This is a genomic window from Microbacterium sp., assembly GCF_044508325.1.
Taxonomy (GTDB): Bacteria; Actinomycetota; Actinomycetes; order Actinomycetales; family Microbacteriaceae; genus Microbacterium.
This window is the reverse complement of record NZ_JBIQHX010000009.1, coordinates 41969-61902: the sequence shown is the minus strand read 5'-3', so window position 1 is coordinate 61902 and position 19934 is coordinate 41969. Positions and strand designations below refer to the sequence as shown.

The window sequence follows — 19934 nt, the reverse complement described above, 5'->3', positions numbered from 1 at the left end:
ATGGACTTCGACAAGGCCCTCGAGCTGTTCGAGCCTGTGCTCGGGTTCGAGGTGCATGTCGAGCTCAACACGAAGACGAAGATGTTCTCGGCGGCGCCGAACTCGTTCGGCCGCGAGCCCAACACCGAGCTCGCGCCGGTCGATCTGGGTCTGCCCGGCTCGATGCCCGTGGTCAACGAGCAGGCGGTGCGCTACTCGATCAGCCTCGGGCTGGCGCTCGGGTGCTCGATCGCGCCCTCCAGCCGGTTCGCGCGGAAGAACTACTTCTACCCCGACCTGGGCAAGAACTATCAGATCTCGCAGTACGACGAGCCGATCGCCTTCGACGGCAGCGTCGAGGTCGAGCTGGCCGACGGCACGATCGTGACCGTGCCGATCGAGCGCGCGCACATGGAGGAGGACGCCGGCAAGCTCACCCACGTGGGCGGCTCCACCGGACGCATCCAGGGTGCCGAGTACTCGCTGGTCGACTACAACCGCGCGGGGGTGCCGCTGGTCGAGATCGTCACCAAGCCGATCTTCGGCGCCGAGCACCGGGCCCCAGAGCTCGCCGCCGCCTACGTGCGGACCATCCGCGACATCGTCATCGCGCTGGGCATCTCCGACGCGCGCATGGAGCGCGGAAACCTGCGCTGCGACGCGAACGTGTCGCTGCGCCCACGCGCCGCGGCGGGCGAGCCGCCGGCACCGCTGGGCACGCGCACCGAGACGAAGAACGTGAACTCGATGCGCTCGGTCGAACGGGCGGTCCGCCATGAGATCCAGCGGCAGGCGGCGATCCTCGCCGCCGGAGGCACCATCACGCAGGAGACCCGGCACTGGCACGAGGACACCGGGACGACCTCGCCGGGCCGGCCGAAGTCGGACGCCGACGACTACCGCTACTTCCCGGAGCCGGATCTGCTTCCGGTCGTGCCGTCCGCGGCGCTCATCGAGCAGCTGCGCGCCGCCCTGCCCGAGCCGCCGGCGGCCCGCCGCCGCCGGCTGAAGGCCGAGTGGGGCTTCGCCGACATCGACTTCCAGGGGATCGTGAACGCCGGCCTCCTCTCCGAGGTGGAGGCGACCATCGCCGCCGGCGCGTCGCCGGCCTCCGCCCGGAAGTGGTGGACAGGCGAGGTGCTGCGCATCGCCAACGCGCAGGATCGCGAGCCGTCGGACCTGGTGGCGCCCGCCGATGTCGCGGCGCTGCAGGCGCTCATGGACGCGGGCACCCTCACCGACAAGCTCGCGCGGCAGGTGCTGGAGGGCATGATCGCGGGGGAGGGCTCACCGCAGGAGATCGTGGACGCACGAGGACTCGCCGTCGTCTCGGACGACGGGGCCCTCATCGCGGCCATCGACGAGGCGCTCGCCTCCCAGCCGGACGTGCTGGAGAAGATCCGCGACGGCAAGGTCCAGGCCGCCGGCGCGATCATCGGCGCCGTCATGAAGGCGATGAAGGGCCAGGCGGATGCGGCACGCGTGCGTGAACTGGTGCTGGAGCGGGCCGCGCAGTAGACGTCGGCGGTCCCGGTGAGAATGGTGGCATGGGACGCGGCGACGGCACCGGCCGGATCGTCTCGCCGGAAGGCGCGGACGACACCGGCACCGGCATCCTGCACGTCGATATGGACGCCTTCTACGCCGCGGTCGAGGTGCTCGACGATCCGAGTCTGAAGGGCAAGCCGGTCATCGTCGGCGCCCCCGAGGGCCGGGGGGTCGTCTCCAGTGCCACGTACGAGGCGCGCCGGTTCGGCGTGCGCTCGGCGATGCCGGTGTCGCAGGCGCTGCGCCTGTGCCCCACGGCGATCACCGTGGAGCCCCACTTCGACCGCTACCTCGAGATGTCGGCGCAGGTGATGCGGCTGTTCCGCGACGTGACGCCGCTGGTCGAGCCGCTGTCCATCGACGAGGCCTTCCTCGACGTGCGCGGCGCGCGGCGCCTGCTGGGCAGCCCGGGCCGGATCGCGGTCGAGCTGCGCCGCCGCGTGCGCGCCGAGACCGGCCTCACCGCCAGCATCGGGGTGGCGGCGACCAAGCACGTCGCCAAGATGGCCTCGACCCTGAGCAAGCCGGACGGTCTGCTGATCGTGTCCGAGCCCGAGACGCAGGCCTTCCTGGCGGCACGTCCCGTGCGGGCCCTGTGGGGTGTCGGTCCCAAGACCGCAGAGGCATTGGAGGGTCGAGGCATCCGGACCGTCGCCGACATCCTGCAGACGCCGCCGGCAGTCCTCGATCGCCTCCTCGGAGCCACCATGGGTGCGCGCATCCGGCAGCTCAGCCGCGGCGTCGATGCCCGCGAGGTCGAGACCCGCCGCGTCGAGAAGAGCATCGGCCACGAGGAGACCTTCCACGAGGACATCGGCGACCCGGGCGCTCTGCACGTCGAGCTGCTGCGCCTGGGCGACCGTGTCGGGGCGCGGCTGCGCGCCGGCGGCTGGGCGGCGCGCACCGTCTCGATCAAGGTGCGGTTCGCCGACTTCACGACGGTGACCCGGTCGCAGACCCTCGGCGAGCCGACCGATCTGGGGCAGCGGGTGGGAGCCGCCGCGCGCGAGCTGTTCGACGCTCTGGAGCTGAGGATGGCGGTGCGCCTGATCGGCGTGCGCGCCGAGAACCTCGTCCCGGCCGGCACCATGGGCCTCGCGCTCTGGGACGACGATGCCGAGTGGCGCAGCATCGAAGGAGCCCTGGACGGGGCGGCGGAGCGCTTCGGCCGCGGCGCGGTCACGCGTGCGGCGCTGCTGCGCCCTGATCGCTCGATCGGCGCCGTGTCGCATCACCCGCCCCTGCCCACCGATCAGCACTGAGCCGACGCGGACGGTGCGCGTCCGCCCGCACCGCGCTACCGTGGTGCCATGCCCAACATCGCACTCGAGCTCGGCAAGCAGTCCGCATCGTTCGGCGTGAAGAGCGCGTACGGCGAGCAGCAGGATGTCGACGGCATCCGTCTCATCCCGGTCGCGGTGACGTGGTCGGGCTTCGGCGGCGGGTCCGACGAGGCGGGCAACGGCGGCGGCGGGGGCGGCGGCTACGCGGTCCCGCTGGGGGCGTATGTGCGACGCGGCGACGACCTGCGCTTCGAGCCGAACATCGTCTCCTTCCTCGCGGTCGCCATCCCGTTCGTGTGGGTGGCCGGCCGGGCGCTCAGCCGTGTCGTCCGGGCCCTCAAGAAGTAGCGACGCCGACCCGTTCACCGCTGCGCTGCGTGACGCCGCGGATACGGTGGTGCGCGCAGCGGCAGAGGTTTCCTCGTCCCCGGCGGTCGTGCTGATCGACGGCAGATCGGGGGCGGGCAAGTCCACGCTCGCGCGAATGCTGGTCGATGCCTGGCCCGTGCCGGAGCGTGTTCAGGTCGTGGCGCTGGACTCCCTGTACCCGGGATGGGACGGGCTCGAGGCGGGCGTCGCACTGGCGTGGGAGCGGATCCTCGTTCCGCACGCGCACGGCGCTCAGGCGGAGTGGCGGAGCTGGGACTGGGATGCCGGCGTGCCCGGCGGTCTGCAGGTCGTCGACCCGGCCCGGCCCCTCATCGTCGAGGGCTCGGGGCTGCTCGACGCGCGCACCGCCCCGCTCGGCGATGTGCGGGTGTGGCTGGAGTCCCCGACCGCTCCGCGTCGGCACCGCGCCTTGGCGCGAGACGGCGAGACCTACCGTCCGCACTGGGATCGGTGGGCCGCGCAGGAGGAGGCGCACCTGGCTCGGGACGATCCGCGCAGCCTCGCCACGCACATCTTCGAGATCCCCTGACGGTCAGTCCGCCGAGACCGCGTGGACGAGCCCGTCGAGCCGGTAGCCGAGCCAGTCGTACACTCCGAAGCGGGGGTCGTCCGGATCGTGGTCGTCCTCGTCGGCCACGCCCAGGCGCGAGGCGATGACCAGCCGCAGCGCGGCGAGCGACCGCATCCACGCTCTCGCGTCGTCGGGGGAGAGGGCGACGTCGACGACCGCGTCGTCCGCACCTTCCGCCGCGGATGCGCCGGAGGCCTCGAGATCCGAGAGCACCCGGTTGGCATCGTCGCGGCGGCGGTCGAGCAGCTCGTGCTCGGTGGCGTGGCGGAACTCCCGGCCGGCGTGCGGATCGTCGGGGTAGGCGTCGGGCACGAGCCGCGCCACGGCGTCGTCGTCGGCGGCGTCTTCGGTCGCCTGCAGCAGATCGACGAACTGGCCCATCAGGTCGGCGAGGTGGCGCGCCTCGATGCGCGTGATCGTCAGCATCACCATCGCGGCGCTCACCGCGGCGCCTTCCGCACCGTGGCCCACAGGCCGTAGTCGTGCATGGCCTGCGCGTGCAGCTCCATCTGCTCGCGCGCGCCCTCGGCGACGACCGCGTGGCCCTCGTGGTGCACCGCGAGCATGAGCCGTGTGGCCTGCTCGCGCGAGAACCCGAAGTATTCGCGGAAGACGTGCACGACGTAGCTCATCAGGTTGACCGGGTCGTTCCAGACGACGGTCTGCCAGGTCGGGATCCCGGCGGGGGCGTCCTCTCGGCGTACGTCCTCACGGGTGTCGGGGTGCGCGACGCGCGCCATCATGCCCACCCCAGCTCGTGCAGCCGGTCGTCGTCGATGCCGTAGAAGTGCGCGATCTCGTGCACGAGGGTGGTGTGCACCTCTTCGCGCAGCTCGTCCTCGCTCTCGCAGGCGGCCAGATGCGGCTCGCGGTACACGATGATGCGGTCGGGCAGCTCGCCCATGCCGTAGCGGTCACGCTCGGTCAGCGCGAGGCCGTCGTACAGGCCGAGCAGATCGAGGCTGCCGTCCTCTGGGCGGTCTTCGACGACGAAGACCACGTTCTCGAGCCCGTCGACCATGTCGTCGGGCAGGAGGTCGAGCTCCTCGATCACGAGCGCCTCGAAGGCGGCGGCATCCATGTCAACCATGCTTGGGGTGAGTAACGGGACTTGAACCCGCGACCCCCTGGACCACAACCAGGTGCTCTACCAACTGAGCTATACCCACCATGCGGCCCGCCTGCGCGGGCAACCAGAAGATTCTCTCATACCTGGGGAGCGAATGACGAAACGACGGAGGCCGCCAGCGCACGGGCTCCGTCGCTGGTCGGACCGGGCGCCGGCACGAAGACGGCCTGCCTGTAGTAGGCCAGCTCTCGGATCGACTCGAGGATGTCGGCGAGGGCGCGGTGACCGCCGTTCTTCTCCGGGGCGTGGATGTACGCACGGGGGTACCAGCGGCGGGAGAGCTCCTTCACCGACGACACGTCGACGTTGCGGTAGTGCAGCCACCGGTCGACCCGCGGCATGTACTTGGCGAGGAACATGCGATCGGTGCCGATCGTGTTCCCCGCCAGCGGGGCCTTGCCCGAGACCGGCGCGAATCTCTGGATGTACTCCAGCGCCTGGAACTCGGCGTCAGCAAGGCTGACTCCCGACGCGATCTCATCGAGCAGGCCCGAGGTGCGATGCATCTCGGTCACGAACTCGCTCATGTTCTCCAGCGCCGAGGCGTCGGGCTTGATCACGATCTGGAAACCGGGATCGAGGATGCGCAGGTCGAAGTCGGTGACGACGATCGCGATCTCGACGAGCTCGTCCACGGCGAGATCGAGCCCGGTCATCTCGCAGTCGATCCACACGAGCCGATCGTTCTCGGAGGCGCCCACCATGCGGTCATCCTATCGGCGGGCGCAGACGCCGGATCGCCGCGCGGGCGCTGAGCCCCTCCGGGAGGATTCGAACCCCCGACCTGGCGGGTAGAAACCGCTCGCTCTGTCCCCTGAGCTACGGAGGGATGGGCACCTCAAGGGTATCGTCCTCTGCGGGTGACGGCGACGCGGCCGAGGATCGGCGCCCGTGACGCGCCAGGACGACGGGCCTGGCATCCGCCCCCGGCGGAGCGTAGCCTCGCAGTGCGTCCGAGAAGGAGGATCCGCATGACTGAGACACAGGCTCGCAGGCTCTGGGTCGCGTACGCAGAGTCCGGGGTGGTGGGGACGATCAAGCAGGATGCCGACGGCTACACGGCGACTCTGGCCGGCGCCGACCGCTCCATCGGGACCTATCCGACGATGGAGGTCGCCAAGAACGCCCTGCATTCGCATCTGAAGCCCGGCGCCGAGTGGCCGCAGTTCCGCGAGCACTGAGCCGCGTCAGCCCGCGCGCAGTGCGGCGACCGCATCGTCCGGCGACCAGAAATCGCCGATGTCCCGGAAGCGCGCGGTCGGGGGGTGATAACGTCGCGCGCGACAGCGCAGTCCGAGCGGGTGCGCGATCAGCTGGAGGTGGCCGATCACCCGTCCGGACAGGTCGACCACCCGCCAGAGATCGGCGGTCGCACGCACGAGGCGGATGTCTCGGGTCGTTCGAAGCGACGGCGGTGCGAACGGGACGGCCGGGGTGGCGGCGATCCCAGCGGCGGGGCGCATGCGTTCGGCTCTCATGGTTCGAAGATAGCTGCGACCACCGACATCGCCGCGGGCCGGGAACATCGAGCGGCCGCACGGCGTTGTGCACGATGATCGAGGAGTGAAGATGCAGACATTCGTTCTTGCAGGTGGGTGCTTCTGGTGCCTGGATGCCGCGTACCGCGCGCTGCGCGGGGTCGCCGAGGTGGTGTCGGGATACACCGGGGGATCCGTCCCGGATCCGAGCTACGAGCTGGTGTGCACCGGGACGACCGGACATGCCGAAGCGGTCGCTGTGACCTTCGATCCCGAGGTGATCTCGGCGGACACGATCCTCGACGCCTATTTCACGATGCACGACCCCCGGCAGCTGAACCGGCAGGGCAACGACATCGGCACGCAGTACCGCAGCGCAATGTTCTACGCCGACGACGAGCAGCGTCGGCTGTTCGAGGCGGCCCGCGACCGGGCGTCGGAGTGGTGGGACGGCGGGGTCGTCACGACGATCGAGCCGCTGGACGCGTTCCACCGCGCCGAGGAGTACCACCAGGACTTCTTCGCGAAGAACCCGACGCAGGGCTACTGCCTCGCCGTCGCCGTGCCGAAGGTGAACAAGGTCCGGGCGCGCTTCTCCGAGTACGTCGACGCCTGATTCCGCGCTCTCTGTCCCTCCACAGGCCGGATCTCGCCGTCGCCCTGTCCCCAGGATGAGGGCGCGGGCTGTCCGCCTGGGCGACCCGCCGATGCTGGTGGTGCTCCGGCGTCCACGGGCACGGGGCGCCGGAGCACCGGGGGCGGTCCCCGTGCGAGAGAGGACAGGACATGAGCGAGACGATCACCGTCGTCGGCAACATCACCGAACCCGAGTTCAAGATCACGCCCAACGGCGTGGAGATCCTCAACTTCCGCATCGCCAGCACCCAGCGGCGGTACGACAGGGAAGAGGAGAAGTGGACCGACGGCGCGACGAGCTGGTACAGCGTCTCGGCGTTCCGCCGGCTCGCAGCCCATGCCCACCGGTCGCTCCGGAAGGGCGACCGGGTCATGGTCACCGGCCGGCTGCGCCTGCGCGACTGGGAGACGCCTGTCAAGAAGGGCGTGACGGCCGAGATCGACGCCGACGCAGTCGGACACGATCTCCTGTGGGGCACGACCACCTTCCACCGCGACGGCGCGCAGGGCCGGCAGAATGCGCCCGACGGGTCCAGCAGCCCGTGGGGGACCGCAGCCGCCGGGGACGAAGCACCGGTGTCCGCGTGGCCGGCCGCCGCCCCGGCGAGCGAGGGCGATCAGGATGACGACGGCCGGGACGGAGCCGGCGAGGCGGCGGATCAGCGCGAACCGGTCGAGGCAGGCTCGCCGTTCTGAGCGGGCGTGCGGCACGGGGAGCGCAGAGTGCCCTGGCCTAGACTCTCCCCGTGCCGACCCGCCCATCCCATCGCCGCAGCGGGATGGCGGTGTGGGCGGCGGGAGCCGCGCTCAGCGTGCTCGTCCTCGCCGGATGCACCCCGGCGCCCGCGCCGACCGAAGCGGTGCCGAGCAGCCCCGTCACGCCGGCGCCGACGCAGACCCGCGGCGCTGTGCACCCCGACGGCTCCGCGGCCGACAACCTCGGACTGTTCACCGCGGTGACGCTCGAGGTGTGGGGGTCGGCGGACAGGGCGCGGGGCCGCGCATACATCGACGCGCTCGCTGCGGCGGGGTTCGATCGGTCCGCGATGCAGGTCACCGCCGACGCCTCCACCGTCGGCAACGCGGCGGAGAGCCTGCAGTTCTCGGTGCGCTGGGGCGACGAGTGCCTCGTCGGGCAGGTGGGCGCCGCCACCGGCGAACCGGTCACCGCCGTCCTGCCGGGGCTCGCCGACGGGGCCTGTCTGGTCGGCCGCACCCAGCCGATCGACTGACCCGGCGCCCGACGAAGGTAGGCTGGTTGGCTGACGTCGTCACGCAGAGGAGAGCGTTCAAGATCTATGGCTGAGTACATCTATCAGATGGTCCGTGCCCGCAAGGCCGTGGGTGACAAGGTGATCCTCGACGACGTGACGATGGCGTTCCTGCCGGGCGCCAAGATCGGCGTCGTCGGTCCGAACGGCGCGGGCAAGTCCACGATCCTGAAGATCATGGCGGGCCTGGACCAGCCCTCGAACGGAGAGGCGAAGCTCTCGCCGGGCTACAGCGTCGGCATCCTCATGCAGGAGCCCGAGCTCGACGAGGACAAGACCGTGCTCGAGAACGTCGAGCAGGGCGTCGGACCGATCAAGGGCAAGCTCGACCGCTTCAACGAGATCTCCGGTCTGATGGCCGATCCGGACGCGGATTTCGACACCCTGCTGGCCGAGATGGGCACCCTGCAGGAGGAGATCGACGCCGCCGACGCGTGGGACCTCGACTCCCAGCTCGAGCAGGCGATGGACGCGCTGCGCACGCCACCCTCCGATGCCCTCGTGGCCAACCTCTCCGGCGGCGAGAAGCGCCGGGTCGCGCTGTGCAAGCTCCTGCTGCAGAAGCCCGACCTGCTGCTGCTGGACGAGCCCACGAACCACCTGGACGCCGAGAGCGTCCTCTGGCTCGAGCAGCACCTGGCGAAGTACCCCGGGGCCGTGCTCGCCGTCACCCACGACCGGTACTTCCTCGACCACGTCGCGGAGTGGATCTGCGAGGTGGACCGCGGCCGGCTGTACCCCTACGAGGGGAACTACTCGACCTACCTGGAGAAGAAGCAGGAGCGCCTGCAGATCCAGGGCAAGAAGGATGCCAAGCTCGCCAAGCGCCTCGCATCCGAACTGGAATGGGTGCGCAGCAACCAGAAGGGGCGCCAGGCCAAGTCCAAGGCGCGTCTGGCCCGCTACGAGGAGATGGCTGCCGAGGCCGAGCGCACGCGCAAGCTCGACTTCGAGGAGATCCAGATCCCGCCCGGGCCGCGCCTGGGCCAGCTGGTCATCGAGGCGAAGAACCTGCAGAAGGGCTTCGACGGCCGCAGCCTCATCTCCGGCCTGAGCTTCTCGCTGCCGCGCAACGGCATCGTCGGCATCATCGGGCCCAACGGCGTGGGCAAGACGACCCTGTTCAAGACGATCGTGGGACTTGAGCCCTTGGACGGGGGCGAGCTCAAGATCGGCGAGACCGTCAAGATCTCGTACGTCGACCAGTCGCGCGCCGGGATCGACCCGAACAAGACCCTGTGGGAGGTGGTCTCCGACGGCCTCGACTTCATCCAGGTGGGGAAGGTCGAGATCCCTTCGCGGGCCTACGTGTCGCAGTTCGGCTTCAAGGGCCCCGACCAGCAGAAGAAGGCCGGCGTGCTCTCCGGAGGAGAGCGCAACCGCCTGAACCTGGCACTGACCCTCAAGCAGGGCGGCAACCTGCTGCTGCTGGACGAGCCGACGAACGACCTCGACGTCGAGACGCTGGGATCGCTCGAGAACGCGCTGCTCGAATTCCCCGGGTGCGCGGTGGTCATCACGCACGACCGGTGGTTCCTCGATCGCATCGCCACGCACATCCTCGCGTGGGAGGGCACCGACGACAAGCCCGACCAGTGGTACTGGTTCGAGGGCAACTTCCAGGCCTACGAGGAGAACAAGATCGAGCGGCTCGGACCCGACGCCGCGAAGCCGCATCGCTCCACATACCGCAAGCTCACCCGCGACTGACCGCCATGCGGCTGCACGTTCCGATTCCGCTGCGATGGGGTGACCTCGACGCGTTCAACCACGTCAACAACACCGCCATGCTCAAGCTCCTCGAGGAGGCGCGCGTCCGCGCGTTCTGGATCCCGGATGCCGGCGAGCCGGCGCCGGACACGGCGGTCCTCGAGTCCAGCGTGCGCAGCGGCGTGCTCACGCTGATCGCGCGGCAGGAGATCGAGTACCTCGCTCCCGTGCCGTACCAGCGGCATCCACTGGACATCCAGCTCTGGTTCAGCGCGCTCGGCGGCTCCAGCATCGAGGTGTGCTACGAGGTATGCAGTCCCGTAGAGGCGGGCGAGCAGACGGTCTACGCGCGCGCCGCGACGACCGTGGTCAAGGTGGATGCCGCCAGCGGCCGCCCGCTGCGACTGAGCGCGCGGGAGCGGGCCGCCTGGACTCCCTACCTGGGTCATCCGGTGCGGTTCTCCCGCGGTCGGCGAGTCGTCAGCTAGAGTCGCGCGCGCCGTCCGGCACCCGGACCATCACCTCCTGCGCGACGCTGGCCAGCAGGCGTCCGTCGCGTGCGTAGATGCGTCCGAGGCCGAGTCCTCTTCCCCCGATCGCGTTGGGCGACTGCTGCGCGTAGAGCACCCACTCGTCCACGCGACCGAACCGATGCCACCACATGGCATGGTCGAGGCTCGCGACCTTGATCCCGGGTGTCGCCCAGGGCACGCCGTGGGCGCGCAGGATCGGCTCCTGGATGGTCAGGTCGCTCATGTACGCCAGCGCCGCCCGGTGCAGCGCGGGGTCATCGGGAAGGCGCCCCCGCGTGCGCATCCACACCGCCTGGTGCGGCTGCCGTCGGGCCACCTCGAGGTACACCGGGCCGGGGACGTGACGCAGGTCGACCGGTCGGTCGGCGAACTGCCGCCGGCTCATCGGGTGCAGGCCAGGCAGGTGGTCCTCCGCGTCGGGGAGATCCTCCGGCTCGGGGATGTCGCCGGGCATCGGCTCCTGGTGATCCAGACCCGGGTCCTCGTCCTGGAAGGAGGAGATCATCGAGAAGATCGGCTCGCCATCCTGATAGGCCTGCGTGCGGCGGGTGGAGAAGGAGCGGCCGTCGTGGATGCGATCCACCGCGAACGTGATCCCCTTGGAGGAGTCTCCCGGACGCAGGAAGTAGCCGTGCATGGAGTGCACGATGCGATCCGGCGGCAGAGTCCGCGACGCGGCGACGATGGATTGGGCGAGGACCTGGCCGCCGTACACGCGGCCCAGCGGCATCGTCTGCGAGACCCCGGTGAAGATGTCCTCCCGGGTGCGGGCGTCTGATCCGGCCAGTTCGAGCACCGCCAGCAGCCCGTCGATGTGCATTCCGTCGCCGGAGGTCCGATCCGTCACCCTTGGTAGCTTAGGGCCGTGCCCGAGCCCCTGCTGTTCGCCGATGCCCAGTTCGCCGCGGATGCGCTGACCTTCGCCGGCCGCGCTTCGCGGCTCGGCGAGGATGCGGTGCGCCTGCAGGCCCGAGGCGGCGTGCTGGCCATGACGGCGGCGGCGCTCGCCCCGCGCGGGCTCGGCGACGCGACGCCGACCGTGCTCGGGATGCGCGCGCTCTCGGTCGATCCCGACCTGATCTGCGACCTCGTCGTCACGGCATCCTCGCTGCGGCTCGATGAGGAGGACTCGCGGGCGGTCGTCCTGCCCGAGACGGCGGTGTCGGCGGCGTGGTCGGGCATCGCACCGCCACGGACGGGCTGGGCCGCGGTCGAGGGCATCGAGGCGGCGACGCTGGCTGAGAAGGCGCACGGCGGCATGGCACGGGTCGCGCGTGCAGTGCCGACGGATGCCGGCGAGGAGGCGGTGCGGGCGGTGCGGGCGACGATCTGGGGCGCACCGGAGCCGGAGCTGGGCGACCTGCCCCTGGGGGCCGCGTTCGCGGCGGTGAGCTTCGGCTTCATCAGCGGCGAGGAGACCGTGCGCGTGTTCACCGCGCCGCGGTGGACGCGGCTGTCGCTGCGACGCGGGCACGTGCTGGTGCGGGGGCCGGTGGCATCCGGTCTCACGGCCGTGCGGACGACCGGCGCCCGCGACTGAGCCGGATCAGACCGCGCCCGCGGCGGCGCGACCGGCGGCGCGGCCGGAGAACAGGCAGCCGCCGAGGAACGTCCCCTCCAGCGCCCGGTACCCGTGCACGCCACCTCCGCCGAACCCGCTGGCCTCACCCGCCGCGTACAGGCCGGGCACCGGCGCGCCGTCGGCGCCGAGGGCCCGCGCCTGCAGGTCGGTCTCGATGCCGCCCAGGGACTTGCGGGTGAGCACATGCAGCTTGACGGCGATGAGAGGGCCGTTCGCCGGATCGAGGATGCGGTGCGGCGTCGCCGTGCGCACGAGCCGGTCGCCGCGGAACGACCGCGCCGATCGCAGCATGGCGATCTGCGCGTCCTTCGTGAAGTCGTTGTCCATCTCGCGATCGCGCGCTTCGACCTCGCGCACCACCCGATCCGGCTCGAGGACGTCGCCGCCCGGCAGCGCCTGCATGGCCGCGACGAGATCGCCCAGGGTCTCGCGGACCACGAAGTCCGCGCCGTGATCGAGGAACGCCTGGACCGGCCCCGCCGCTCCCTTCCCGAGCCGGGACTTCACGAGCAGCTTGACGTCCTTGCCGGTGAGATCGGGATTCTGCTCGCTGCCCGAGAGGGTGAACTCCTTCTCGACGATCTTGTACGAGAGCACGAACCACGAGTGGTCGTGTCCGGTGCGACGAAGGTGGGCGAGCGTGCCCAGCGTGTCGAAGCCGGGGAACAGCGGAACGGGCAGGCGGGCCCCGGTGGCGTCCAGCCAGATCGACGACGGCCCGGGGAGGATGCGGATGCCGTGGTTCGGCCAGACCGGATTCCAGTTCTGGATGCCTTCGACGTAGTGCCACATGCGGTCGCCGTTGATCAGGCGCGCGCCGGCGGCGGCCGCCACCGGCTGCATCGAGCCGTCGACGTAGGCGGGCACGCCGCTGACCATCGTGCGCGGCGGGGAGCCGAGGCGCTGCGGCCACTGCGCACGGACGAGCTCGTGGTTGCCTCCGATGCCCCCCGACGAGACGATCGTGGCGCCGGCGCTGATCTCGAAAGTTCCGACCGCCTCCCGCGAGCTCGCCACCCCACGGGCCGCACCGGAGGGGGCGAGGATGTCTCCGACGACGCCGACGACGGCGTCGCCGGAGCGCAGGAGCCCGGTGACGCGGTGGCGCGGCAGGATCGTCGCGCGCCCGTCCGCTTCGGCCTTCTCGACGAGCGCCTGGAACGGAGCGACGATTCCCGGACCGGTGCCCCAGGTGATGTGGAAGCGGGGGACGGAGTTGCCCGGGCCGATCGCGGTGTACCCGCCCCGCTCCGCCCAGCCCACGATCGGGAAGAAGCCCACCCCCAGCTGTCGCAGCCACGCCCGCTTCTCGCCGGCCGCGAAGTCGAGGTACGCCTCGGCCCAGCGCCGGGGCCAGGCATCCTCGTCCCGGTCGAAGCCCGCATTGCCGAACCAGTCCTGCCCCGCGAGGTCGCGCGAGTCGGTGATCCCCATGCGGCGCTGCTCGGGCGAGTCGACGAAGAACAGGCCGCCGAACGACCACCAGGCCTGCCCGCCGAGATTGGTCCGCGGCTCCTGGTCGACGATGGTCACCCGCTTGCCGGCGGTGAGCGCCTCGGCCGCCGCAACCAGTCCGGAAAGGCCCCACCCGACGACGAGCACATCGGTGGAGTGGGTGGATGCGGTCATGTCGGCTCCTTCGTCGGGATCAGCGGGTCGTGGGATCCGGCGTGGGCTCGAACGTGTTCACCATGGCGTGCGCCGCCCTGTCGAGATAGTCCCACAGGGTCGCCGCGTGCAGCTCGGACAGGTCCAGCGCATCGACCGCGGTGCGCATGTGGGCGAGCCAGCGATCGCGGGCCTCGGGATTGACGTGGAAGGCGACGTGCCGCATGCGCAGGCGCGGATGGCCGCGGCGCTCGCTGTAAGTGGACGGGCCGCCCCAGTACTGCTCGAGGAACATCCGCAGCCGCTCGGCGGCGGGGCCCAGATCCTCCTCCGGGTACATGGGCCGCAGCACGGGGTCGTCGGCGACACCGCGGTAGAAGACCTCGACGAGCCGCACGAAGGTGTCGTGCCCGCCGATCTGGTCGTAGAAGCTCACCGGCGCGTCGCTCATTCCGCATCCTTCTCCCGGTCGCCCTTGCCCTTGCGCGGTCTCCAGGACGGGCGCTCCGGCGGCGGCGTGACCGGCTGCGGCTTGGTCTTCGGCGGGTTCGCCCCGCGCACGCGCCGAGCACCCTCGATCCCGGTCGGGGTGACGGTGGCGAGGGCAGGCAGCGGCACTCCCAGCGAGTCGGCTGTCCTCTTGATGCGCATGCGCAGCTCACGTGCGACGTCGTCCCGGGCGTTGGCACGCGTCTTCATCACGAGACGGATGATGAGCGCGTCGCCGTCGATCGACTCCAGCCCCCACACCTCGGGCTTCTCGAGGATGCGGCTGCGCCACTTCGGGTCGTTCTGCAGCTCGACGGCTGTGGCCAGCAGCGCCGCCTCCACCTCGTCGACGTCGACCTCGACCGGCAGGGAGAGATCGACGATCACGCGCGACCAGCCCTGCGACATGTTGCCGATCCGGGTGATCTCGCCGTTGCGGACGTACCAGAGCGTTCCGTTCACGTCGCGGACGTGGGTGATCCGGATGCTGACGTACTCGACGATGCCGGTGGCAAGGCCCACGTCCACGACGTCGCCGATGCCGACCTGGTCCTCGGCGACGATGAAGATCCCGTTGAGGACGTCCTTGACGATGTTCTGCGCGCCGAAGCCGAGCCCCGCACCCACGGCGGCGGTGAGCAGCGTCAGCGAGCCCAGGACGCTCGGGGCGAACACGTTCACGATGAGCACGATCGCGATCACCACGAGCGCCACGTTCGTGATGTTCTGAAGGATCGTGCCCAGCGTCCGGGTGCGCTGGATGATGCGCACCTTCGCGAGCGGCGACGCGTCGATCGCCCGCGTGTCGTCGACGTTCGCCTTGCTCTTGGCCCCCGAGACGATCCGGTTGACCACGCGACGGATCACGAAGCGCAGCAGCCACGCCAGCAGGAGGCAGACGACGATGATCACCGCCGTCCAGATCAGCTTGCCGCCGGCGTCCGCCACGATCTGGCCGACGCGCTCCCAGAAGGACGGATCGGCGGCGCTCAGGGGACGAATGGACATCGAACCGATCCTAACGACGGAACCGCGGATGCCGGGCTCAGCTCATCGCGTCGCGCTCCTGGGCGCTCAGGGCCCGCTCCACTCCGGCGAGGTTCTCGCTGACCAGCCGGCGCAGCGCGGGGATGTCTCGGTGTGCATCCAGCCACGCCAGGGTCGCGTCGCGCAGCGCGGCGTCGGCCAGCGAAGCCGGGTAGAGGCCGGTGATGAGGTACTGGGCGATCTGGTAGGTCCGGGTCTTCCAGATCGGCTCGAGCGCGGCGAAATAGGGCTCGATGAACCCGGCGGCAAGGTCCCGGCCGGTGGGATGCTGCAGTCCCAGCGTCGTGGCGCGCACGATCGTGTTCGGCAGGTCGTCGCTGTCGACCACGGAGTCCCACGCCGCCTGCTTCGCCTCGGCCGTCGGGATCGCCGCCTTCGCGGTCGCGGCGGCCTCGGCGCCCTTGGCGGTGTTGTCGGATTCCAGGGCGGCGTCGATGTCGGCGACCGTCGCCGCGCCGCCGGCGGCGAGGCCGATGAGCAGCTGCCAGGACAGATCCGTGTCGATCTCGAGTCCGTCGAGGGTCAGCTCGCCGTCGCGCAGCCGCCGCAGCGTCTCGGCGTGCTCGGGCGTGGCCACGGCCTGTGCGAACGCGGTCACGAACTGGAACTGGCTGTCGCTTCCGGCGGGCGCCTCCTGGGCGAGCTGCCAGAGGCCGTCGGCGACCTTCCGCCGTGCGGCGTCGCGCCGGTCGGGAGCGACGTACGAGTTGGCGGCGAGCTGAAGCTGGGCGAGCGTGGTGCGCACGGTGGTGGACTCGGTCTCGCGGGCGATGTTCCCCAGCACCAGGTCGATGTAGTCCGAGGCGGAGGCTTCGGCATCCCGTGTCTGATCCCAGGCCGCTCCCCACACGAGCGAGCGGGCGAGGGGGTCGGAGATGTCGGCGAGGTGGGCGATCGCGGTCGCGAGCGAGCGGTCGTCGAGGCGGATCTTCGCATAGGCGAGGTCGTCGTCGTTGAGCAGGACCAGGTCGGGCCGGGGCAGGCCCTTCAGCTCGGGCACCTCGGTGCGGTCGCCGTCCACGTCGAGCTCCACGCGGTGCACGCGCTCCAGCGCGCCGTCCTCGAGGCTGTAGAAGCCCACCGCCAGGCGGTGCGGCCGGATGGTCGGATAGTCGGCGGGAGCGGTCTGCACGATGGCGAACCGCGTGATCTGGCCGTCCACGTCGGTGTCGATGAGCGGGGTGAGCGTGTTGACGCCGGCGGTCTCGAGCCACTTCTTCGACCAGGTCGACAGGTCGCGGCCGCTGGTCTTCTCCAGCTCGGCGAGCAGATCCGTCAGTTCGGTGTTCTGCCACTCGTGCGCGCGGAAGTACGCGCCCACGCCGGCGAAGAACGCGTCGATGCCCACCCAGGCGGCGAGCTGCTTGAGCACCGAGCCGCCCTTCGCGTAGGTGATGCCGTCGAAGTTGACCTGGACGTCTTCGAGGTCGTTGATCTCGGCGACGACCGGGTGGGTCGAAGGCAGCTGGTCCTGGCGGTAGGCCCAGGTCTTCTCCATGGCGTTGAACGTGGTCCACGCTTCGGTCCACTCGGTGGCCTCGGCGGTGGCGATGGTGGACGCCCACTCGGCGAACGACTCGTTGAGCCACAGGTCGTTCCACCACTTCATGGTGACGAGGTCGCCGAACCACATGTGGGCGAGCTCATGGAGGATCGTGACGACGCGACGCTCCTTGATGGCGTCGGTCACCTTGCCGCGGAAGACGTAGGTCTCGGTGAAGGTCACCGCCCCGGCGTTCTCCATGGCGCCCGCGTTGAACTCGGGAACGAAGAGCTGATCGTACTTGGCGAAGGGGTAGGGGTAGCCGAACTTCTCCTCGAAGTAGGCGAAGCCCTTGCGCGTGATGTCGAAGATGTAATCCGCGTCCAGGTGCTGCCACAGGCTCTTCCGAGCGTAGATCCCCAGGGGGATGACCCGGCCCGACGAGCTGGTGAGCTCGGAGAAGACCGACTCGTAGGGCCCGGCCACCAGGGCCGTGATGTACGAGGAGATGCGCGGCGTCGGCTCGAAGGCCCAGGTCGCCTTGCCGGGACCGGCCGGGGTCGGCTCCGGGGTGGGCGAGTTGGAGACGACGCTCCACTGCTCGGGTGCGGTCACGGTGAATTCGAACGTCGCCTTCAGATCGGGCTGCTCGAACACCGCGAACATGCGCCGCGAGTCGGGCACCTCGAACTGGCTGTAGAGGTAGACCTCGCCGTCGACGGGGTCGACGAAGCGGTGCAGACCCTCGCCGGTGTTCGTGTAGAGGCAGTCGGCGTCGATGAGCAGCTCGTTCTCGGCGGCGAGGTCGTCGAGGCGGATGCGCGAGTCGGCGAAAGCGGTGCCGGGATCGACGGTGCGGCCGTTGAGCGTGATGGCGTGGACCGTGCGGGCGATCAGATCGATGAAGGTCGACGCACCTTCGACCGCCCGGAAGCGGACCAGGGTGCGTGAGCCGAACACCTCCGGTCCCTTGGTGAGGTCGAGCTCGACCGCATAGCGCAGCCCGCCCTCCGGGCGGGCCTCGGGGGTGATGATGGCGCGGCGCTCCTGCGCCTCGGCACGCGTGAGGTTCTCTCCAGGCACTGCAAATGCTCCCGTGGGTGAGGGTCCATGCCGCAGGAAGGCGCTGCTGGCGCCGGCGACAACCCTCCTAGCCTACGTGACCGGACCGCTCCCGCCGCACGTGCGTGCGGGCGTGCTCGATGGCGGAGGGGAGGTCGGCGAACAGGTGGTTCTGGTGCCGGAGCGAGGCGAGCACGCCGACGCTGCGGAACAGCTCCTCGTGCCCGGGCTGCACGCCCTTGATGAGGACGGTGACCCCGCGCCGCTCGAGCGACTGCACGATCTCGCTGAGCACGCGCGCACCGGTCGCATCGACGAGCTCGAGCTGCGACATCCGCAGGATGACGACGGACACCTCCCTGGTGCGCATCACCGTCTCGAAGACGCGGTCGGCGGCCGCGAAGAACAGGGGCCCGTCGAAGCGGATGATCGCGATGCGGTCGTCTCCGGGCTCGGTGTCGCCCAGGATCTCCTCGCGGCGCACCCCGGTCGAGCGGGAGAGGCTGCGCAGGGCGAACACCCCCGCCACCAGGACGCCGATGCCGACGGCGACGATGAGGTCGAACGACACCGTGATGACCGCCGTGATCACATAGGCGGCGGCGTCGGCGCGGGTGGAGCGCATGATCGAGCGCATCGTGGCGCGGTGCACCATGCGGACCGCGGTCACCATCAGCACGCCGGCGAGGGCGGCGAGCGGGATGGCGCCGACCGGACCGGATGCCACGAGCACGACCAGCAGCAGAACGACCGCGTGCGTCACCGAGGCGAGGCGGGTGCGCCCGCCGGAGCGGAGGTTCACGGCCGTGCGGGCGATGGCGCCGGTGGCCGGCATCCCGCCGAACAGCCCCGAGCCGAGCGAGGCCAGGCCCTGACCGACGAGTTCGCGGTCGGGGTCGTAGGGACCGGTGTCTGCCAGGGATGCGGCGACCCGCGCCGACAGCAGGGACTCGATGGCGGCGAGGGCCGCCACGGTGAGCGCGGGGAGGGCGAGCTCGGCGAGCGTCGCCGCATCGATCTGGGGAAGAGCCGGGGCAGGCAGCGAGGCCGGCAGCACACCGATGGTCGCCAGCGGCGTGGGCAGGACGACCGCGAGGACGGTGACGATCACGATCCCGATGAGGGAGCCGGGAAGCGACCGGTGGATGCGCGGCGCCAGCAGCATCGACCCACTCACGATCGCGACCGCACCCAGCGCCCAGGGCACGTAGGACCAGTCCGCTGCGCTGATGGCCTGGATCGCGGCGACGACCGCGTTGGGGCTGTGCTCGTCGGCGGCGGCCAGGTGCGCAGAGGTGAGGGAGGGGATCTGCTGCAGGAAGATGATGATCGCGATCCCGAGGGTGAAGCCTTCGATCACCGGCCACGGGATGAACGACACCGCGCGACCGAGCTTGAGCGCGCCGGCGGCCAGGACGATGATGCCGGCGAGCACGCTGACGGCGGCGACCGCACCGACGCCGTGGCTGGCGACGATGGGCAGCAGCACGACGACCATCGCGCCGGTCGGGCCGGAGACCTGGACGTTCGATCCGCCGAAGACGGCCGCGATCATGCCGGCGACGATGGCGGTGACAAGGCCCGCCTCGGCGGATACCCCGGAGCTGACCCCGAAGCCCAGGGCGAGAGGCAGGGCGACGATGCCGACGGTGACGCCCGCCAGCAGATCGCCGCGCCAGGTCCGGGGGAGGGCCCGGTAGTCGGCGAGTGAGGGGACCAGTCCCCGCAGGTACGCCGCGACGCGGCCGGGAGCGTGCCTCACGAGCCCAGCGAGGGGAGGCTGCGCGCGTCGGCGAGCAGCTCCCGGTCTGCCTGCAGGACGTTCACCAGCAGCCGCCGGGCGACGGCCAGGAGCTCGGCGATCGCGGGGTCGGCCAGCCGGTAGAAGACGTGGCTGCCGCGCCGCTCGGACTCCACCAGGCGATGCCGGCGCAGCACCGACAGATGCTGGGACAGATGCGAGGCCTCCAGTCCCGTCTCCTGCTGCAGCTCGGCGACGCTCACCTCGGCGGCGCCGGACAGCAGCTCGAGGACGCGGATCCGGAGCGGATGCGAAAGGCCCTTGAACAGGCCGGCCTTCACCTCGTACAGGGGGCCTTCTCGGGTAGTCAATGGCATGATGAAACCATCATATC

General features: G+C 70.6%; 23 protein-coding genes and 2 tRNA genes. 11 read left to right on the top strand and 14 right to left on the bottom strand.

Annotation, left to right across the window (positions count from 1 at the left end):
* From gatB to ACIWQI_RS09215, 4 genes are read left to right on the top strand one after another with little or no spacing between them, the layout of a single operon-like run.
* The gene (gene gatB, locus ACIWQI_RS09230; protein WP_396656976.1) at positions 1-1497 is read left to right on the top strand and encodes an Asp-tRNA(Asn)/Glu-tRNA(Gln) amidotransferase subunit GatB; all 1497 of its coding nucleotides are present in this window, start codon (positions 1-3) and stop codon (positions 1495-1497) included.
* Positions 1498-1526: 29 nt separating this feature from the next.
* A complete protein-coding gene (locus tag ACIWQI_RS09225; RefSeq protein WP_396656866.1) occupies positions 1527-2789 on the top strand; it encodes a DNA polymerase IV in 1263 nt (420 codons plus the stop codon).
* Positions 2790-2837: 48 nt separating this feature from the next.
* Positions 2838-3158 carry a hypothetical protein gene (locus ACIWQI_RS09220; RefSeq protein WP_396656865.1) on the top strand — a complete coding sequence of 107 codons (321 nt, stop codon included), beginning with the start codon at positions 2838-2840 and terminating at the stop codon, positions 3156-3158.
* 49 nt (positions 3159-3207) lie between these two features.
* Positions 3208-3729 carry a hypothetical protein gene (locus ACIWQI_RS09215; protein WP_396656863.1) on the top strand — a complete coding sequence of 174 codons (522 nt, stop codon included), beginning with the start codon at positions 3208-3210 and terminating at the stop codon, positions 3727-3729.
* A gap of 3 nt (positions 3730-3732) precedes the next feature.
* Here the strand turns inward: ACIWQI_RS09215 and ACIWQI_RS09210 are convergent, their stop codons facing one another.
* The 6 genes from ACIWQI_RS09210 to ACIWQI_RS09185 form a co-directional block, all read right to left on the bottom strand.
* A complete protein-coding gene (locus tag ACIWQI_RS09210; protein ID WP_396656861.1) occupies positions 3733-4215 on the bottom strand; it encodes a DUF2017 family protein in 483 nt (160 codons plus the stop codon).
* The gene (gene clpS, locus ACIWQI_RS09205) at positions 4212-4520 is read right to left on the bottom strand and encodes an ATP-dependent Clp protease adapter ClpS (RefSeq protein ID WP_396656860.1); all 309 of its coding nucleotides are present in this window, start codon (positions 4518-4520) and stop codon (positions 4212-4214) included. The genes ACIWQI_RS09210 and clpS overlap by 4 nt, the downstream gene beginning before the upstream one ends.
* Complete coding sequence (locus tag ACIWQI_RS09200; RefSeq protein WP_396656858.1) at positions 4511-4861, bottom strand: metallopeptidase family protein; 351 nt, start codon at positions 4859-4861, stop codon at positions 4511-4513. The genes clpS and ACIWQI_RS09200 overlap by 10 nt, the downstream gene beginning before the upstream one ends.
* A 3-nt stretch (positions 4862-4864) precedes the next feature.
* Positions 4865-4940: transfer RNA gene (locus ACIWQI_RS09195), tRNA-His, on the bottom strand.
* Between the two features lie 37 nt (positions 4941-4977).
* On the bottom strand, positions 4978-5604 hold the full coding sequence (gene orn, locus ACIWQI_RS09190) for an oligoribonuclease (RefSeq protein ID WP_396656857.1): 627 nt from the start codon (positions 5602-5604) through the stop codon (positions 4978-4980).
* Between the two features lie 52 nt (positions 5605-5656).
* Positions 5657-5729: transfer RNA gene (locus ACIWQI_RS09185), tRNA-Arg, on the bottom strand.
* Between the two features lie 142 nt (positions 5730-5871).
* On the opposite strand from ACIWQI_RS09185, the gene ACIWQI_RS09180 reads away from it, so the two are divergent.
* Positions 5872-6081 (top strand): methyltransferase, encoded by a 210-nt coding sequence (locus ACIWQI_RS09180; RefSeq protein ID WP_396656855.1) that lies wholly within the window; start codon positions 5872-5874, stop codon positions 6079-6081.
* Positions 6082-6087: 6 nt separating this feature from the next.
* Here ACIWQI_RS09180 and ACIWQI_RS09175 read toward each other — a convergent pair whose 3' ends face one another.
* Positions 6088-6378, bottom strand: a complete 291-nt coding sequence (locus tag ACIWQI_RS09175) for a hypothetical protein (RefSeq protein WP_396656853.1) — start codon at positions 6376-6378, stop codon at positions 6088-6090.
* 91 nt (positions 6379-6469) lie between these two features.
* Here ACIWQI_RS09175 and msrA point away from each other — a divergent pair, with 91 nt between their 5' ends.
* From msrA to ACIWQI_RS09150, 5 genes are all read left to right on the top strand, one after another.
* Positions 6470-6994 (top strand): peptide-methionine (S)-S-oxide reductase MsrA, encoded by a 525-nt coding sequence (gene msrA / locus ACIWQI_RS09170; RefSeq protein ID WP_396656851.1) that lies wholly within the window; start codon positions 6470-6472, stop codon positions 6992-6994.
* A 170-nt stretch (positions 6995-7164) separates the two neighbouring features.
* Positions 7165-7710: a single-stranded DNA-binding protein gene (ssb, locus tag ACIWQI_RS09165; protein ID WP_396656850.1), complete on the top strand. Its 546-nt coding sequence runs from the start codon at positions 7165-7167 to the stop codon at positions 7708-7710.
* Positions 7711-7760: 50 nt separating this feature from the next.
* Positions 7761-8246, top strand: a complete 486-nt coding sequence (locus ACIWQI_RS09160; RefSeq protein WP_396656849.1) for a DUF6993 domain-containing protein — start codon at positions 7761-7763, stop codon at positions 8244-8246.
* 66 nt (positions 8247-8312) lie between these two features.
* Positions 8313-9995 carry an energy-dependent translational throttle protein EttA gene (ettA, locus tag ACIWQI_RS09155; protein ID WP_396656847.1) on the top strand — a complete coding sequence of 561 codons (1683 nt, stop codon included), beginning with the start codon at positions 8313-8315 and terminating at the stop codon, positions 9993-9995.
* 5 nt (positions 9996-10000) lie between these two features.
* On the top strand, positions 10001-10483 hold the full coding sequence (locus ACIWQI_RS09150; protein ID WP_396656846.1) for an acyl-CoA thioesterase: 483 nt from the start codon (positions 10001-10003) through the stop codon (positions 10481-10483).
* Here the strand turns inward: ACIWQI_RS09150 and ACIWQI_RS09145 are convergent.
* Positions 10476-11348, bottom strand: coding sequence for an acyl-CoA thioesterase (locus tag ACIWQI_RS09145; RefSeq protein ID WP_396656975.1), 873 nt, complete (start codon positions 11346-11348; stop codon positions 10476-10478). The genes ACIWQI_RS09150 and ACIWQI_RS09145 overlap by 8 nt on opposite strands.
* A 45-nt stretch (positions 11349-11393) precedes the next feature.
* Here ACIWQI_RS09145 and ACIWQI_RS09140 point away from each other — a divergent pair, with 45 nt between their 5' ends.
* Entirely contained in the window at positions 11394-12068 is a 675-nt protein-coding gene (locus tag ACIWQI_RS09140; RefSeq protein ID WP_396656845.1) for a hypothetical protein, read from the top strand.
* A gap of 6 nt (positions 12069-12074) precedes the next feature.
* On the opposite strand, the gene ACIWQI_RS09135 is transcribed toward ACIWQI_RS09140, so the two are convergent.
* The 6 genes from ACIWQI_RS09135 to ACIWQI_RS09110 all read right to left on the bottom strand — a co-directional run bounded on the left by ACIWQI_RS09135 (position 12075) and on the right by ACIWQI_RS09110 (position 19917).
* Positions 12075-13739, bottom strand: coding sequence for an FAD-binding dehydrogenase (locus tag ACIWQI_RS09135; protein WP_396656843.1), 1665 nt, complete (start codon positions 13737-13739; stop codon positions 12075-12077).
* Between the two features lie 19 nt (positions 13740-13758).
* Positions 13759-14169: a globin gene (locus tag ACIWQI_RS09130; RefSeq protein ID WP_396656841.1), complete on the bottom strand. Its 411-nt coding sequence runs from the start codon at positions 14167-14169 to the stop codon at positions 13759-13761.
* Complete coding sequence (locus ACIWQI_RS09125) at positions 14166-15215, bottom strand: mechanosensitive ion channel family protein (protein ID WP_396656840.1); 1050 nt, start codon at positions 15213-15215, stop codon at positions 14166-14168. Before ACIWQI_RS09125 ends, ACIWQI_RS09130 begins: the two co-directional genes overlap by 4 nt.
* A gap of 37 nt (positions 15216-15252) precedes the next feature.
* Positions 15253-17820 (bottom strand): aminopeptidase N, encoded by a 2568-nt coding sequence (gene pepN, locus ACIWQI_RS09120; protein ID WP_396656839.1) that lies wholly within the window; start codon positions 17818-17820, stop codon positions 15253-15255.
* 67 nt (positions 17821-17887) lie between these two features.
* Complete coding sequence (locus ACIWQI_RS09115) at positions 17888-19561, bottom strand: SulP family inorganic anion transporter (protein WP_396656838.1); 1674 nt, start codon at positions 19559-19561, stop codon at positions 17888-17890.
* Positions 19558-19917 carry an ArsR/SmtB family transcription factor gene (locus ACIWQI_RS09110; protein ID WP_396656837.1) on the bottom strand — a complete coding sequence of 120 codons (360 nt, stop codon included), beginning with the start codon at positions 19915-19917 and terminating at the stop codon, positions 19558-19560. Before ACIWQI_RS09110 ends, ACIWQI_RS09115 begins: the two co-directional genes overlap by 4 nt.
* Between the last annotated feature and the right edge of the window lie 17 nt (positions 19918-19934).